General features: G+C 24.5%; 14 protein-coding genes and 1 pseudogene. 11 read left to right on the forward strand and 4 right to left on the reverse strand.

What is annotated here, in order from left to right; genetic code table 4:
• Positions 1–14: 14 nt before the first annotated feature.
• The 7 genes from asnS to pip are packed head-to-tail and all read left to right on the forward strand — an operon-like array spanning position 15 to position 8,555.
• Complete coding sequence (gene asnS, locus N8G13_RS00770) at positions 15–1,358, forward strand: asparagine--tRNA ligase (protein ID WP_262289046.1); 1,344 nt, start codon at positions 15–17, stop codon at positions 1,356–1,358.
• Between the two features lie 7 nt (positions 1,359–1,365).
• Positions 1,366–2,355, forward strand: a complete 990-nt coding sequence (locus tag N8G13_RS00775; RefSeq protein ID WP_262289047.1) for a glycosyltransferase family A protein — start codon at positions 1,366–1,368, stop codon at positions 2,353–2,355.
• A complete protein-coding gene (locus N8G13_RS00780; RefSeq protein ID WP_262289048.1) occupies positions 2,355–3,023 on the forward strand; it encodes an RDD family protein in 669 nt (222 codons plus the stop codon). The genes N8G13_RS00775 and N8G13_RS00780 overlap by 1 nt, the downstream gene beginning before the upstream one ends.
• Positions 3,024–3,033: 10 nt before the next feature.
• A complete protein-coding gene (locus N8G13_RS00785) occupies positions 3,034–5,265 on the forward strand; it encodes an ATP-dependent helicase (protein ID WP_262289049.1) in 2,232 nt (743 codons plus the stop codon).
• A 2-nt stretch (positions 5,266–5,267) separates the two neighbouring features.
• Positions 5,268–6,779, forward strand: a complete 1,512-nt coding sequence (locus tag N8G13_RS00790; protein ID WP_391510154.1) for an MHO_4530 family protein — start codon at positions 5,268–5,270, stop codon at positions 6,777–6,779.
• Positions 6,779–7,636, forward strand: coding sequence for a DegV family protein (locus tag N8G13_RS00795; RefSeq protein WP_262289051.1), 858 nt, complete (start codon positions 6,779–6,781; stop codon positions 7,634–7,636). The genes N8G13_RS00790 and N8G13_RS00795 overlap by 1 nt, the downstream gene beginning before the upstream one ends.
• Positions 7,629–8,555, forward strand: coding sequence for a prolyl aminopeptidase (gene pip / locus N8G13_RS00800; RefSeq protein ID WP_262289052.1), 927 nt, complete (start codon positions 7,629–7,631; stop codon positions 8,553–8,555). The genes N8G13_RS00795 and pip overlap by 8 nt, the downstream gene beginning before the upstream one ends.
• 212 nt (positions 8,556–8,767) lie before the next feature.
• Here the strand turns inward: pip and N8G13_RS00805 are convergent, their stop codons facing one another.
• The 4 genes and pseudogenes from N8G13_RS00805 to N8G13_RS00815 all read right to left on the reverse strand — a co-directional run bounded on the left by N8G13_RS00805 (position 8,768) and on the right by N8G13_RS00815 (position 10,676).
• Positions 8,768–9,064 carry a hypothetical protein gene (locus N8G13_RS00805; RefSeq protein WP_262289053.1) on the reverse strand — a complete coding sequence of 99 codons (297 nt, stop codon included), beginning with the start codon at positions 9,062–9,064 and terminating at the stop codon, positions 8,768–8,770.
• 15 nt (positions 9,065–9,079) lie between these two features.
• Positions 9,080–9,133: pseudogene (locus N8G13_RS03325) on the reverse strand (hypothetical protein); the annotation flags it as partial.
• Positions 9,124–9,393: a hypothetical protein gene (locus N8G13_RS00810; protein ID WP_262289054.1), complete on the reverse strand. Its 270-nt coding sequence runs from the start codon at positions 9,391–9,393 to the stop codon at positions 9,124–9,126. The pseudogene N8G13_RS03325 and the gene N8G13_RS00810, both read right to left, overlap by 10 nt.
• Before the next feature lie 377 nt (positions 9,394–9,770).
• A complete protein-coding gene (locus N8G13_RS00815; RefSeq protein ID WP_262289055.1) occupies positions 9,771–10,676 on the reverse strand; it encodes a nucleotidyltransferase in 906 nt (301 codons plus the stop codon).
• 384 nt (positions 10,677–11,060) lie between these two features.
• On the opposite strand from N8G13_RS00815, the gene mnmE reads away from it, so the two are divergent.
• From mnmE to N8G13_RS00835, 4 genes are all read left to right on the forward strand, one after another.
• Positions 11,061–12,380 (forward strand): tRNA uridine-5-carboxymethylaminomethyl(34) synthesis GTPase MnmE, encoded by a 1,320-nt coding sequence (mnmE, locus tag N8G13_RS00820; RefSeq protein ID WP_262289056.1) that lies wholly within the window; start codon positions 11,061–11,063, stop codon positions 12,378–12,380.
• 1 nt (position 12,381) lies between these two features.
• A complete protein-coding gene (gene rlmD / locus N8G13_RS00825) occupies positions 12,382–13,719 on the forward strand; it encodes a 23S rRNA (uracil(1939)-C(5))-methyltransferase RlmD (protein ID WP_262289057.1) in 1,338 nt (445 codons plus the stop codon).
• Between the two features lie 55 nt (positions 13,720–13,774).
• Positions 13,775–15,049 carry a hypothetical protein gene (locus tag N8G13_RS00830; RefSeq protein ID WP_262289058.1) on the forward strand — a complete coding sequence of 425 codons (1,275 nt, stop codon included), beginning with the start codon at positions 13,775–13,777 and terminating at the stop codon, positions 15,047–15,049.
• Between the two features lie 201 nt (positions 15,050–15,250).
• Positions 15,251–17,449: a hypothetical protein gene (locus N8G13_RS00835; protein WP_262289059.1), complete on the forward strand. Its 2,199-nt coding sequence runs from the start codon at positions 15,251–15,253 to the stop codon at positions 17,447–17,449.
• Positions 17,450–17,477: the final 28 nt, after the last annotated feature.

A 17,477-nucleotide genomic window follows, 5' to 3' on the forward strand; every position in this document is an offset into this window, starting at 1 on the left:
CAAATAGAGGTATTATGACTGTTAAAAAAATATACGAAACACCAGCAAAATTTGATGGACAAACATTTAAAATCGAAGGATGAGTTGCAAACAATAGAGGAAACACAAAAATTCGTTTTTTAGAAATTAATGATGGAAGTTCAGTTAAAAATTTACAAGTGGTTTTAAAAAATGAAAATATAGATTTAGGTTTAGTTGAATCAGCAAGATTAGGTAGTGCAATTTATGTAATGGGGAAATTAGTATATACAGAAACCGCAAAACAACCTATTGAATTACAGGCTGAAGAATTTAAACTTTTAAGTGTATCTGATGAAGACTATCCAATCCAAAAAAAAGAAATTACATTAGACTTTTTAAGAGAAATTCCACATTTAAGACATAGAACAAATTTACTTAGAACAGTATTTTTAATTAGATCAACTTTAGCTCAAGAAATTCACAAATATTTTTCTGAAAATGATTTTATGTATGTAAATAGTCCAATCATAACCGGAAATGATGGTGAGGGTGCTGGAGAATTATTTGTTGTAGATGATGAAAACACAGAACAATTTTTTAAAGCAAAAGCAACACTAGGAGTAACTGGTCAATTACATGCAGAATCATTTGCATTAGGATTTAAAAAAGTTTATACATTTGCACCAACTTTTAGAGCTGAATACTCACACACATCAAGACATGCTGCAGAATTTTGGATGATTGAACCAGAATGTGCATTTTATGACTTACCTAAGATCATAAATCTTGCAGATGATTTATTAAAAACTTCGATTAAAAATACAATTAAAAAATTACCAAATGAATTTGCATATTTAGAAGCTAATGTAAAAAGCAATCTTTTAGAAGATTTAAACAAATTTATTGAAACAAAATTACAAATTCTTGATTACAAAGATGCATTGGAGATTTTAAAACAAAATAAAGATAAATTTGAAGAACAAAATTTTGAATTTGGAATTGATTTAGCTAGTGAACATGAAAAATTCCTTGCAAATGATTACATTAAAGGGCCAGTTGCTGTTATAAATTATCCAAAACAAATTAAAGCTTTTTATATGTATCAAAACTCAGATAATAAAACAGTTGCTGCTTTTGATTTATTAGTACCTGGTATTGGCGAATTAGTAGGTGGGAGTCAAAGGGAAACTGATTACAATAAATTACTAAGTAGAATGCAAGAATTAAACATGAATATTGAACCTCTTCAATGATATTTAGATTTAAGAAGATACGGTGATTATATGAGTAGTGGGTTTGGGATTGGTTTTGAAAGATTAATTATGTATGTAACAGGAATAAGTAATATAAGAGACGTTATTCCTTACCCTAGAACTCCTGGAAATTTAAAAATGTAGGGTTATAATGAAATTAAATATAATAATACCTTTATACAATCCAACAGAAAGCATAAAAACAACACTCTCTAATCTTTTAGAACAAAAAAATAAAAATTTTAATTTGCATATTATTATTGACAATCCTTCATCTGAACATTTAGAAGAAATTTATGAAATTAGAAATTTATTTGGAAATAAGAATTTTCTAATAACAATAAATTCAAGACACCAATCAATCAATAAAGTTATTTATGAAGCTTTATTAGATTCAAACGAAGAATATTCATTTATTTTTTATCCTGATACAGAAATAAACGGTAATTGAGTTGAAAATATCTTAAATGTTTTAAATGAAAAGAAAGTCGATGTTATTGAAACTAGAGCAATGTATCGTGGTTATGTAAAACATGATGAAAAAATTAAACCACTAGAAAATAAAATATATGATTTATCAAAAAATGAAAATCCAATTGTGTTTAGTTCTCCAGTTATGTTTAACAAAGTTGTAAAAACTAATTTACTTACAGATATTTTTGCAAATTGAAAAATATTTAAAAGCGCAAACAAAGAATATTCAGTAGATATAAATTATTCAATTCTTTTATCTGCTAATACTTATTTTTACACAAGCGAAATTGAAACATATAACTGAAATTACACAACTCAAAATATAAATATAAAAAGCTTAAAAAACGAATGAAAATTATTACAGCCTTTATTTGAAAAAAAATATTCAAATTTAGAACTTTGAGAATTTTGTAAATTTTATAACTATCAAATTTTTGTAGCTGGTTATTTAGGTTACATAAAATATTGAAAAATGAGATTACTTGGAAAAAATCTTAACTTAAAAGGAATAAAAGATGCTCTTATTGAGCAACTTGAAAATATTTATAAAAATAAAGAAATTTATCAAAATAATAAATACATAATATATACAAATTTGCAAAGTTTAGTCGATGAAAAATATAAAGTTGAAGAAAATTGAAATGATATTTTTTATAAATTCTTATAATGTCAAAAACAAAAACACAAAATATTAAAGCTTCTTTTTGAAGAAGATTCTTATCTATGATTATTGATTTTATTATTTTCTTTGGATTTTTATTAATAACTTCTATTTTAGTTATAGATAAAAAAATAGCAAACTTTCATAAAAACTATTTTTATTACATTTGAATAGTTTTAATAATTATTTATATTTTATTAATTTGAATAATTATTCCCATCATTTCAAAAGGTCAAACAATAGGAATGTTAATCACTAAACTCAAAATTATTCCTAGTTTAGACAAATATAAATTAAATAATGTGATTTTACAAAGACAAATTTTATTTGCTTGATTATGAATTATTGTTTTGTGTTTATTTATTATTTTTGTGAGCCCTGAAACATTTATTGAAGCATCAAAACTCAATAAACAAACGATAAATCAATTAACCATTACACAAAGAGGATTTATTTCTATTCCTCTTACACTAAGCGCAGTAACGGCTTTTATGGATTCTTTTTTAATCATTACAACAGCTAAAAATTCAAGAATAAGTTGAAATGATAGTTTTTCAAATTCTTTTGTAGTATATAAAAACAAATTCGAAACAATAATAGAGGATGATGATTGACAAAACAATAATATAAAACCCAAAAAAAGAATATTACCAAAAATAAATTTTATAAATTAAGGAGCTAATTATGGAAAATGAAGTAATAAATGAATTTAGTATAGATTCATTAAATGATCAACAAAAGCAAGCAGTATTACACACAAGGGGACCACTTAGACTTATTGCAGGGGCAGGAAGTGGAAAAACCAGAGTTCTGACTTATAAAATTGCTCACTTAATTAAAAACATGAATATTTCACCGTCAAAAATATTAGCTGTAACTTTTTCTAATAAAGCAGCTAATGAAATGAGAGAACGTGCTTTAGACATGATTGATAATACATATGAAAAACCCGTAATCTCCACATTTCACGCACTATGTTCTAAAATTTTAAGAAGAGAGATTTCAAATATAAATTACCCGAATGATTTTCAAATTTTAGACGAATTGGATCAAAAACAAATTTTAAGATTAATATATGGAAAATTAGGAATTGATTCGCAGGAATACAGTACTTCAAGTGTTTTAAGTTATATCGATAATGCAAAAAATCTATTAAAAACTCCTACTCAAGCAATAGAAGAAGCGGAAGAAGAACAAAAAATTTTAAATAAAAAACATTCAGAAAAAGATTTAAGACCTTATATTTACGAAGAATACGAAAACCACTTAAAAAACACTCATTCTTTAGATTTTACAGATTTATTAGTATATACAAGACAAATTTTCTATGACCCTCAATACAAAAATATTAGAGAAAAATGAGAAAATATGTTTGATTATATTCTTGTTGATGAATTTCAAGATACAAGTCAAATTCAATATGATATTGTTAAAGTTTTAGCAAAAAATCAAAATATAACAATTGTTGGTGATCCCGATCAAACTATTTATACTTGAAGAAATGCTGATATCAACATAATTGTTAATTTTGATAAAGATTTTTCAAATGTAGAAACTATTAAACTAGAACAAAATTATCGTTCAAGTAAAAAAATAATTGAAGCAGCAAATAAATTAATTAGTAAAAACATATTAAGAGTTGAAAAAAGACTTTTTACTGAAAATGAAGAAGGTGAAAATATTGAATTTTACTGTGGATTTAGTGATGAAGCTGAAGCAAGATGAATTGCTGCAAAAATTGGTGAACTTAAACGTAAAAGAGTTCAACTAAAAAACATTGCAATCTTATATAGAACTAACTCATATTCAAGAGCAATAGAAGAAGCTTTAATGTTTGAAAATACAAACCATAAAGTTTTTGGTTCAATAAGATTTTATCAAAGAGAAGAAATAAAAGATGCTCTAGCATATTTAAGAGTGATTCACGATGGATCTGAAATTTCACTATTAAGAATTATTAATAAACCTTCAAGAAAAATAGGTTCTGAAACAATTCAAAAACTGCTAACATATGCTTCAAAATACAACGAAGACTTGTGAACAACACTAGAATCTAGATTTGTTGAATTACAAAAAATAACCGGAATAAATCGAAGCACACTCGAAAATATCGCTAATTTAATTAATGCCATTAGATGATCAAGAAGAAGAATTCAAACAACAGGTATTTCCAAAGTTTTATATGAACTAATTTATCATAAAATAAACTATTTTGGTTCTTTAAAATTAACAGAAGATGAATTAGAAAATAAAATTGAAAACTTCAAATCACTAATTGCAGCTATAGAAAATTGAGAACACAAAAACCCAAATAGCGGAATTGATGAATATCTTCAAGAAATAACTTTAATAACTGATAGAGATCCGGAAGATGATGTAAGTTCATATGTTTCATTAATGACTGTTCATAATGCAAAGGGACTTGAATACGATTATGTATTTATTGCTGGACTTGCTGAAAACATTTTTCCACATTATCGTTCTATAGCACCACAAGGCGAAAAACCATCAATGTTTTCAAAACCTAAACCTAATGCTGTTTTAGCAAATCCAGAACTTCTTGAAGAAGAAAGAAGATTAGCATATGTTGCTATAACAAGAGCTAAGAAAAAACTATTTGTAAGTTTTTCAACCTCAAAACATAATGAAGAAAGCAGATTTATACAAGAAGCGGGTGTAAGAGGTACAGGTAGATTGATAGGAATTGCAAATTCATTTAGCATTGCAGATGATATAAATGAAAATATAAAAATAATAGCAGGTGATAAAATCGTTCATTCTAAATTTGGTAAGGGTGTGGTTTTAAGTTCTATGGGAGATGTAATAGAAGTTAAATTTGATATAGATGGTTCTCAAAGAATGCTTTCTAAATCACAAGCACCTATTAAAAAATACATTGATGAGGATGATGATTAATTGTGAGTTTTCAAATATTAATATTTATATTTACTTTAATATTATTTACAATTGTTTGTATCATAATTTTCGCTTATATAAATAAACATAAAAACAATTATGGCGTTATTCCTTTAACAATTGATTATAAAAACAAAAGAATAAAATTATTATCTTATAAAAAAAGTTCAATAAACTTAATGCCCTTTACAAAAAATGAAAAATTAAATAGTGGTAAATGACTTTCTTTTGATGAATTTTCTGATTTATTTTTAGAGCCATATAAAAACAACCTTTCTAAACTTTTTCAAGAAATAATCAACAATAAACAAGATTTAACAATTAATTTAATGACTAAAAAATATAAAATTCAATTAACCCTTATAAGTCCAACTAATATAGAAGAAGAAAATGCTGCACTTTTATATTGACAATCAATATATAAAGAAAAAACTGCGCAATTAACTTATGTTGATGACTATACCAATATAGCTAATGAAAAAAATTCTTTTAAAATTTTCTTTAATTTAAAAGAAAGAAACATTCATAAAAAAGATTTATTTTTAAAATTTATAAGCACAAAATTAAATAAAAAATATAAATATAAAATTTTTGTTAAATATTCAATAATTTATCTTTCTGTTAACTTAACAAAAACACATATATTGAATAAATATTTTTATAAATTGTTAAAAATTTTTGAAGCGTCGTTTTTAAGTAAATTATGTAACGGAATTATTTTTATTCCTTCTAACTTTCAAATTTCTAATTTAGATAACAATATTAACTCAATAGATTACTTGCAGTTTTTAACAAAAAAAGAATCTAAAGTTATTATTTTAAATAATTCTCATTTAACAAATGAAAGAGTTGAGGAATTTGAAGGAAATTACAAAAAAATTTCTAATTTATTGCAAAAAGGAGTAATTAAATACATTGAAAAACCTGTTTATGAGTTTTTTAATAAACCTTCTGATATAAAATTTATTTATCCTGAAATAGATAATAATAATCAAGAATCAAATTATGTTTTAAAGAACACAGGTTTAAAGTACAATTTTTTAGATAAATTTGTTAATATAAAAATAGAAAATAATACAAATATTTATTTTTTTCCAATAATAGATTATGATTTTTTATACTTATCAGGACAAGAAATTAAAAAATCCTTTATAGATAAAATTAATCAAATAAAAATTGTGGTAGTTGTAAAAAATTTAAATAATTTAGATTTAATTTATACAAAAGCATTAAGTTTAAAAACATATGGAATAGATGTTATCGTTGGAGTCGCTACTTTGGATAATAATATTATTCAATTAATACAAAAAATAAATGCAGATTTTGTAGTATTAACAAAAAAAATTACCTCTTCATTAGATACATCAAAAAATTTTAGTTACTTAGTTGGATTACTAAACTTTGCAAAAGATTCTAATGTAAAATTTATTTTTGAGGATTTAGACATAACAAAACAGGGTTATAAAATAAGAAAAAATTTAAATATTTTCTTATACTCAAAGGAGATAGAATAATGAAAAAATTAGGTATTGTTATAGATTCTTTTTCTGGTTTTACAGAAAAAGAAGCAAATGGTTTTGGGTTTGAGTTTCTACCACTACAGATAAATGTAGGTGGTGTTAATAAATTAGAAGGAATTGAAACTTCTAATGTTGAAATATTGGTTCAACTAAGAAATGGGTTAGAATGTAAAACTTCATTACCACCTTTTGCTTATATGGAAACATCACTAAAAAAATGATATGAAAAATATGATCAGGTAATTATCTTACCTTTAAACAGTCATTTATCTAGTGAACATGATTTTTTAAAGAAAATAATAGAAAATAATAATTACGGCGATAAAATAGCTATTTTTAATAATAATTTTTGTGCTTATCAATTTGTTTGGGTAGGTAAAAAATTACTAAAAATGAATGAAGAAAATGCTTCTATAGATGAAATGATAAAGTTTTTAGAAGAATATAATGAAAGTAGTTTAAATTACATAATACCAGCAAATTTAAACACATTAATTCAAAGTGGGAGATTAAAAAAATACCAAAAATTACTTTTAACAAGTTTAAAATTAATTCCTATAATTAAAAATAAAGATGGTATTTCTCCAGATACTGTAAAAAGATCAATTAAATCGGCAATAAATAAATCTATTGAAAAACTTATTTTATTTATTGGAGGAGAAGAAAAAATAAAAGATTATAATTTCTGAATAATAAATACAGGTGATCCTGAATTAGTTAACATAGCAACAGAAACCTTTAAATCATATAATATTTATCCAGCATTTAATACATTGGGGGCAAGTTCAATTATGATCCACGCAGGAATTGATTCAATTAGTGTGGGGGTATCTAAACATATAAATGTATAAACACAATAATTTTCAAGAATTTTATTTAAATAGCAACCAACACAAAATATATTACTCAGTTTCAGGTAATCCAAATGGAATTCCTGTTATTTTTGTTCATGGAGGACCTGGTGGTGGTACAACTTCAGAAGATACTAGATTTTTTGACCCCGAAGTATTTAAAGTTATTTTATTTGACCAAAGAGGATGCGGAAAAAGTTTACCAGCAGCAGAAATTAAAAACAACAACACTCATTTACTAATAGAAGATATGGAAAATATTAGAAAAATCTTAAACATCGATAAATGAATAATTTTTGGTGGATCATGAGGTACAACACTTTCGCTTCTTTATGCACAAAAAAACCCAGAAAATGTTATTCACATGGTGCTTAGAGGTATTTTCTTAGCAAGAAATTCTGATTTAGAATGATTATATGGAAACAATGGTGCAAGTGTATTTTTTACCAAAGAATATGAAAAATTTCAACAATATAGCAATCAAAACACAACACCCTCAATAATTAAGTTTTATTATGATCACATCCAAAACAAAGATCTAAATATAGCAGTAGAAGCAGCTAAGCAATGAGCAGATTGAGAAATGTCAGTTATAACACTTTTACCTAATAAAAATACTATTGAAAATGCTCAAGATATAATAAATTTCAGCATTTTAGAAACTCATTATTTTATTAATAATTGTTTTATAGAAGAAAATCAAATTTTAAATAATGCTCATAAAATAAAAGATATTCCTATTGAAATAATTCATGGGCGTTATGATGTTGACTGTAGAGTTTCTTCTGCTTATGAACTATCTAAACATTTAAATGATTGCAATTTACAAATAATAGAAGCCGCAGGACACTCTTCAAGAGAAAAAAGTATAGAATTAGCTCTTTTTGAAACAATGGAAAAAATTAAAAACGTTTATTAATTAAAAAACAAAGAACCAGTTTTAATACTGGTTCTTTTTAATTTTTTATAAAAATTTAAAAATCATTAAGTTAAGGGTTTTGATTATATTTTAATGTATTTTGTTGCTCTTCCTCTACCAACTTGTTTTATCTTATTAATGTTTTGCAATTCATTTAATGTCCTCTCTATTGTTCTTTTTGATATTTTTGGGCATAAATCATGATGTCTTTTTTAGATAGAGTAATTAATGATTTTTCAAAGACAAAAAATATTATCTCTACTGAAGTTAATTTTTTTTCCAATTAAATTAAATATTTCATCACATTCTTGATATGCTTTTAATAAAATACCTAACACATATCTTATAAAAGGAATTTTATTATTTTTATTATGTCAATTCTCGCTTGATTTTTGTAATTCGTAATAATAAGAGTCTTTTGTTTGTTCAATAAGCATTTCTATACTTATGTATCTTCCAACAAAAAAATGAAATTTATAAAGTAAAAGAAGCATCAACATTCTACTCATTCCCCCATTACCATCATCAAAAGGGTGAATGTATAAAAAATCATGTATAAGTGTGGGTATTAAAATAATGGAAAAATATTTACTTTTATCGCTTCTTTGTAAGCTAATATCATATTATCAATATAATTTTCTGTGTCAAAACTTTTTACAGGTTCAAATCATGTTTTTTTATTTCCAAATGAATCCGCTTCTATGATGATGTTGTCTGATGTTTTAAATTTACCTTTATAATTTGCATGAGAATAAGAATATAGTTGATTATGAAGTGTTAATATATTACTTTTTGTAAACTCGATGTATTCATAATTTTCATTAATTATATCAAGCACATATCTATAGCCTGTAATTTCTTCTTCATTTCTATTTTTAGGCTTTATTTTTTATTCATTAATTCATGTAGTCTTGTGTCATTTGCATAAATTTCCTCTATAACATTTGAATACTTTGTACTTTGTATTTTGGCGTATTAAACTATTTTTTATAGACCTCATTATTACAAAGGCGAAAAAATAACAATAAATTTTAAAAAGAGGGAAATAAGAAATGTATACAGTGCTTACAATAAAACAATACTCAAGACATAATGATTTTGTTTTTGTTGATGTGGTAATGAAAAAACAGTTAAACTTAAATTTAAAATATCACAGTACCTTGCTTTGGTGTTTAAAATAAAAAACCATTTTTTATCTTTATTTTTTATTTTAAATTAATTTTGTTGTTTATTACTCCATATATAGATTTGCAACAATGTTCTTTGTATTCTTGAGTTTGTATATCTTCTACTTGTGCAAGCTTCAATGAATTCTTCTCAAGTGTCTAAATATATATGTTTTTTAAATAAATTTTCCATTCCCTCTGAAACCATTTTAATTTCTTTAAGTATTTCAACAGGGGTATTTTTTATTATTTCTTGAATTTCTTTATAGTGATTTTTTAGTCTATCTGGCATCTTATTTATAATAACCGGACTAAATTGAGAAAAATCTTTATTCTCAAAAATAAGTTCCCTAATATAAGAAGCACTGGCAAATTCTTCTTTTGTAAAATCAGAATGAAATGGTATTGTTCTTTTTATACAGTGTGGTGTGATTTTATAATCATTAAAAACAATTTCTTTTACGTATTCAAATCCTAAAATATCGTTAGGTAATTTAAATTCTTGCCCAATCAATTCTTTTAGTGATTCAGAAGAAGATCTAACAAAAGAAAAACCTTGTTTTAATCATTTTTTTACATTTTTATTATATTGATCTATATTGTTTTTTATTGCATTTGCAGCTTCAACAAACACAGAAATATCTTCAGTTTCTGAACCAAAAAAAACATTATCTATTTTATGTTTATGAATTAATTCTATTGCTCCCTTTGCAAATATATGTGCTGCTTGAGCGCTGTAATTATAATCCAATTTTATAACTTCATTTGCTCCATATTTTAAAGCTAATTCTTTTCTATATTCAAAATCTAAAACATTAAAATCTCCGCGTTGTGTGTAGTTATCGGTTAAAATAATATAAATTTTTTGATCTTTAAAAATTTTTTTTGCTTGTTTTAGTTGATATATGTGTCCATTATGAAATGGATTATATTCCGCAATTATAGCAACAGACATAGTTTCTCCTTTGTTGTAAATATTTATACATTAATTATAATAGTTTATATATAAATATGATGTCAATAACTTTTATGTAAAAAAGTGTCAATATTTATTTATAGACATTTTATTTACATTGATTTTGATAAATTTTAGCTTTTTATTTACCTTTTTTAGACATTTTGATATGATGCGATGGTTTTTACACTAATTTTAAAAAGGTTATTGACATAATATAAACATTTTATTAAATAAAAAAATGTCTATATATAAGTTATTTTTTATATTTTTTACACTTATTACACAACTTATTATTATTAATTAAACTAAAAATAAAAAACTTTTTTCTTTTTTCATCCCCTATCTGGATTTTTAATTTATTTATAATATAATATATAAATTATGTGAGATACAATAACAGCAATAAGTTCAGGGAAAGTAAATCAAGCTATTTCAATAATTAGAATAGCAGGACCTGAAGCAATACAAATAATAAAAAAAATTTTTACAGGTAAAGAAGGGAAAAATAAAGAAATCACATTTGGTCTAATAAAAGATAATCAACAAATTATTGATGAAGTATTAGTTGCTTGATTTCCTGGAAAAAATAATTATATAGGAGAAGATACAGTTGAAATAAATTGTCATGGTGGTATAGTTGTTTCAAATATGATATTAGAATTAATATTATCACATGGGGCAAGAATGGCTGAACCTGGAGAATTTAGTAGAAGAGCATATTTAAATGGAAAAATTGATTTAGTAAAAGCTGAAGCAATAAATGATTTAATTCATGCAAAAACAACAAAACAAGCGCAAATGTCTATTAATAAATTTGATAATAAATTTTCTAATTTAATTAATAATTTTCTAATAGATATTACATATTTAATTGGTCATTTAGAAGTAAATATAGATTATCCAGAAATTACAGATGTTGAAGAACTTACATCAGAACTAGTTAAACCTAAAATAAAAGAATTAATTAATGACATTAACAAAATTATTAAAGTATCAGAAAATGCGACAAAAATTTACGAAGGTATTAATGTAGCAATTGTTGGAAAACCTAATGTTGGAAAAAGTTCATTATTAAATGCTTTAATTAAAGAGTCAAAAGCAATAGTTACTGATATAGCGGGTACAACTAGAGATATAGTTGAAGGGAGTTTTCAAATTGAAGGTATATTATTTAAATTAATTGATACTGCAGGAATAAGAAAAACTACTGATAAAATCGAACAAATCGGAATCGAAAAGGCAAAACAAATCATAGAATCATCTGAAATAGTAATTCATGTTGTAGATTCAAATTCAGAGCTTGATGAAGAAGATTTAGCAATAGAAGCAGCATCAAAATTTAAAAAATATATTCGTGTTTATAATAAAAATGATTTGTCAAAAATTACTGACAAAAACAAAATTAAAATTTCTGCATTAAATAATGATTTAGAAGAATTAGAAATAGCACTTGTTGAAAATTACAAAGATATTGATTTAAACAGCGATTATTTAATTTACAATACAAGACAATTAGCTGCTATAAAATCAGCTAAATTAAACTTAGAAGAAGCGTTAAATGGTTTAGAATATGGATTTGGTCCAGAGGTTATTGTTGTTGATATAACAGAAGCTTGAAAAAATATAGGAAGCATTGTAGGTAAAGACTCACCTGATGATCTTCTAACAACAATTTTTAGTAATTTCTGTTTAGGTAAATAATATGGAATATAAATTAAATCAAATTTTAAAAAATCAAAAAACTACAGAATTTAGTTATGATGCATTAGGAGTAATTAGAAAAGAAAATTACTCTATTTTTGTATTTGGAATGCTTGAAAATGAAGAAGCTGATATTGAGTTAATTAAAGTAAATTCTAAATTTGCATTTGCTAAAATTGTTAATTTAATTAAAAAAAATCCAAAAAGGATCAATGATTTGAACTTAAAAGCAGTTTCAAATAATGCTTTAAGTATTTTAAAATATGAAGATCAACTACAATTTAAACAAAACATTGTTTCTTATTTGTTTAAAAGACAACTAAATTATGAAAACATAAATTCTATAATTCCTTCTGAAAATCAGTGAAATTATAGAAATAAAGTAGTTTTATTTGTTGAAAATAAAAACAACAAATATAAATTAGGTACATATGAAAAAATGTCACACACATTAATTGAAGAAGAAAATTATAATTTAGCTGTTTATCCTATTAATAAGGTTGTTAATTTTTTAAGTAAAAATATTAATTTTTTTAATTTATATTCAAACAAAATTAAAAGAATAATGATAAGAGCAACAAAAGAAAATAATCAAGTTCAAGTTGTGTTTGTTACTGAAAATAAACAACCTTTTCCTTTAAAATTTTTAAGTTTACTAGAAAATGAAATCAGTGAAATTGTTTCTATTATTCACAATATTGACGATAAGAAAAATAAAAATAATTTACTTGGTAATTTTTATAAAGTTATTTTTGGTAAAGAATATTTAATTGATACATTAGGGGATTTTAAATTTAAGTTGAATTGAAATTCTTTTTTTCAGGTTAATGCAAAACAAGCTATAACACTTTATAATGCAATGTTAAAAGCAATAAACATTACTAAAGAAGATGTTGTTTTAGACGCATATTGCGGAATAGGTACAATTACTACTTTTTTAGCTCAAAAAGCAAAAAAAGTAATTGGCGTTGAAATTGTAAAAGAAGCAATTGATAATGCAAAAGAATCACAAGAAATAAATGCAATAGAAAATATTGAATTTTATGCAAATGATATAGATAAACAAATGAAAATATTAAATCAACAAAACATAAAATTCGATGTAATTTCAGTAGATCCCCCTAGATCAGGTTTAACAAGTGAATTTATGGATTTAATAATTAAACAAGCACCAAAAACAATTTCTTATATTAGTTGTAATGTGCATACGTTAGTTAGAGATTTAGTTTACTTAAGTAAATATTATAAAATTGATTTTGTTCAACCGATTGATATGTTTCCACAGACTCCACATATAGAAATTGTTGTTATTCTTTCTGAAATAAATGTTGCTTCATAATAGATCAATAACAGTTTTTATGATAAAATAACAAACAACAATGAAACGAGGAAAAATGAAGAAAAAACAGTCATTATGATTAATGTTGATTCCTTTAATAGCTGCTGGTGGAGCAGGGATATATTTAACATTTAATAGTAAAATAACTCAAGATAATAACAATAATAACACAAATCAAGCAGAGGCGAATTTTAGTGCTAAAGAAAGAAGTCAATTAACTTCCCTTGCTAAAAAAGAAACAATTTTTGTTAGACCTCCTTTTGCTGCGAAATTTTTATTAAAAACAAATAATAAAGATATAACAGTTGTTTTTGATCACTTAGATAGTCCAGATAGAAGAGAAAGTAAAAAATATAATGAACCATTTCCAGCCCAAAGTTTAGCTGATAGTAATGTTAGTTACCAAGATCTAAAAAAACAAGGAGCACAAGAGGTAAGTGAATTTTTAGCTATTGATGATGTTCTTAAATATTACAAAGATGAATTTAAAAGTGCTTTAACAATATTTGGTGGAGATACTAATATCAAAAACGACAATTATTATTTAGCAAGAAAATTTTCAAATGAAATAGAAAGTACATTAGAAAATTCACTTCATTTAAAAAGACATAAAGAAAAGTATTTAACTAGTTTAGGTACAAAAGGTAATTATGCAAACCAATATGACAAAATGTTCTTTATAAATGCTGATAAAGAAAATTTTGAAGTTGATACAATAAAAGACGATCAATTAAAACAATTTAAAGTTGATATTTATAAAACATTTAAATATTTTATTGAGAAAAGTATTTTAAAAAGATATGATGATTTTAAAGAAGCAAAAAATGATAATTTAACAATTAGAAATAGAATTAGTGATCATGCTCCAGTATTTACTGACGTAAATTTAAAAAATGTAACAAAAATAAACACAATAAAAGTTGATAAAAAATTAGTTCAAGATTTTGAAGGTTATAGAAAAAAAGATAACACAATAAGAATAGCACACTGAAATATTTTAAACTATAAAGGTGGAGGAGCTAAAAGTCTAGCAATAGCAAATATAATTTATAAATCAGGTTTTGATATTGTTGGATTAACAGAAATAAATGATAATCAAGGTGCAAGTGTTCAACAGATAGTTGATAATTTAAATAAATTAGATAATTCACAAAGATTTAAATACGTTGTTCAAAATGCAAATGATACAATTATTCCAAAATTTTTACTAGATTCTGAGAGATTTGGTAAAGCTCAACAAGAGCAAGTTGCAATAATTTATGATTCAGAAAATTTTGAATATAAAGACTCAAAAACATATACAAAAACAATACCTTATTTCATAGATTAATTAAACTCGCAAAAACCGAGTTTTTAATTACAAAAATTCCAGGTTTATGTCTTATTTAATTTTGCTTATAAAGATAATTTATTTGAAACAATTAAAAATACATCTTCTTTTGTTATACTTAAAACATGATTAAACATTAATCAATATGTTGATATGTTTAGAGCGACATATGGGATTGTTATAAATAAAAAAAGGTGAGCAATGAAAAAAACTACAAAAATAATTTTATTAAGTATTTCAATTCCAACAGTAACTGTAGCTACTTCCGTAGCTGTATACTATGGAGTGGTTAATAATTCTCAAACAAATGATAAAAATATATTAAAACCACTACCTTCAGATAAAAGTAATTCAAATAATAATTCAAAACAAAACATAGATAATAGTTCTGAAAAAACTAACACTGAAACTTCAAAAGAAAAAAATAATAATTCAGATAAAACAACAAATAAAACAAATGGTACAGAAAAAGAATCTGATATAACTAAAGATTCTGAAAATAATGAAGATTATTCAAATAATACAAGCGCTGATGAAAATTCAAGTGAAGTAAATAGTAAAGAAACAACAAGTGAATCAGATAAAAATACTAAACCATCAGAAACAGAAGATTCAAATAATACATCAACCGAAAATGAAACTTCAAAAGATGGTGAAAAAGATTCTGATTCAAATACAAATCTAGAAAACAACGAAGAAACTTCAGAAAATAAAAATGATATAGAAACAGATACAGAATCAAACACAGATTCTGAAAATAAAGATAGTGGAGATTCATTAGAAACCACAGATCCTGGAAACAGTAGCGACTCTTCATCAGAAGAAGCAGATTCAACTAATGAAAAAGAAAGTGATTCAGACACACCTGTAGATATTGAAAATAATGATAATTCTTCAAATGGCGTAGGTAATACAGAAAAAGGCACAGAAACAAACACAGATAATGAAGATAATAAAAATTCATCAGAACTAGGAGAATCAAATAATCAAGATGATAATTCTGATTCAACAACTGACAGTGAAAACACCAGTGATTCTTCAAGTGATAGCACTGATAGTGAATCATCAAATGAAACAGATGCTACAGAAAAAGAATATGATACAACTACAGATTCTGGAAGTAATAATGATTCATTAGAAACTGAAAATAAAGACACAGAAGATGATGAAGAATCAAAACTAGAAAATAATGTAGCGCCTTATTCTGCACATGAAAGAAGTGCAGTTAATTCATTAGGTGAAGATGAAACAATTTTTGTTAGACCTCCTTTTGCTGCAAAATTTTTATTAAAAGCAAATAATAAAGATATAACAGTTATTTTTGATCATTTAGATTCACCGGGGCAGAGAAAAGCAAGTAAAGGGAAAGAAAAATATGAATTTAAGCCATCAAAAGACGAAGCAAAAGCAGTGTTTCCTGATAAAGCTAAAAATATAAAAATTTCAAATCAAGGAGCACAAGAATTTAGTGAGTTTTTAGCTATTGAAGATTTACTTAAATATTACAAAGGAGAGTTTAAAAGTTCTTTAACAATATTTGGAGGGGATACAAACATTCATAAAGAAAACTTTTCAATGGGAGATGTTTTTTCAGATAATGTAGGTAGTACATTAGATAGAAATTTAGAAATTTTTGAAAAAAATGAAAAGGAAAAAATCTGAAATGAAAAATATTTAACAAGTCTAGGTAATAAAGGCGATAACTATTCAGAACAATATGACAAAATGTTTTTCATAAATGATGATGAAGCTAATTTTGGTGTTGAAGTAATAAAAAATCAAGATGCTAAACAATTTAAAATAGATACCTATAAAACTTTTGAATATTTTATATCAAAAGAAATATTAAAGAGATTAGAAGGTTATAAAGATGATTATAAAATGGGTGACTCAGGAATAATTAAGTATGGAATTAGTGATCACGCCCCTATATTTACTGATGTAAATTTAAAAAATGTAACAAAAATAAACACAATAAAAGTTGATAAAAAAGTAGATAATGATTTTGAAGGTTATAGAAAAAAAGATAACACAATAAGAATAGCACACTGAAACATTTTAAATTTCCATGGTGGGGAAATGAAAAGTACTGCAATTGCTCACATAATTTATAAATCGGGTTTTGATATCATTGGATTAACAGAAATAGATCATAATGAAGGAAGTCACGTCCAAGAGATTGTTGATAAATTAAATGAATTGGTAGGATCTCAAAGATTTAAGTGTGTAATTCAAAATGCAAAAGACACAGAAGTTCCTGAATTTTTAGTTGAATCTAAACGTTTTGGTGACAAGCAAGAAGAAGAAGTTGCAATAATTTATGATTCAGAAAACTTTAAATATAAAAACTCAAAAACATTTGCTAAAAAAATAAGATTTTTTGCTTCTGACAAAAAATAAAAAACAAAAAGCAACATTTCAAATGTTG

It is taken from the genome of Mycoplasma zalophi (genome assembly GCF_025486335.1).
In the GTDB taxonomy this organism is placed as follows: Bacteria; Bacillota_I; Bacilli_A; order Mycoplasmatales; family Metamycoplasmataceae; genus Metamycoplasma; species Metamycoplasma zalophi.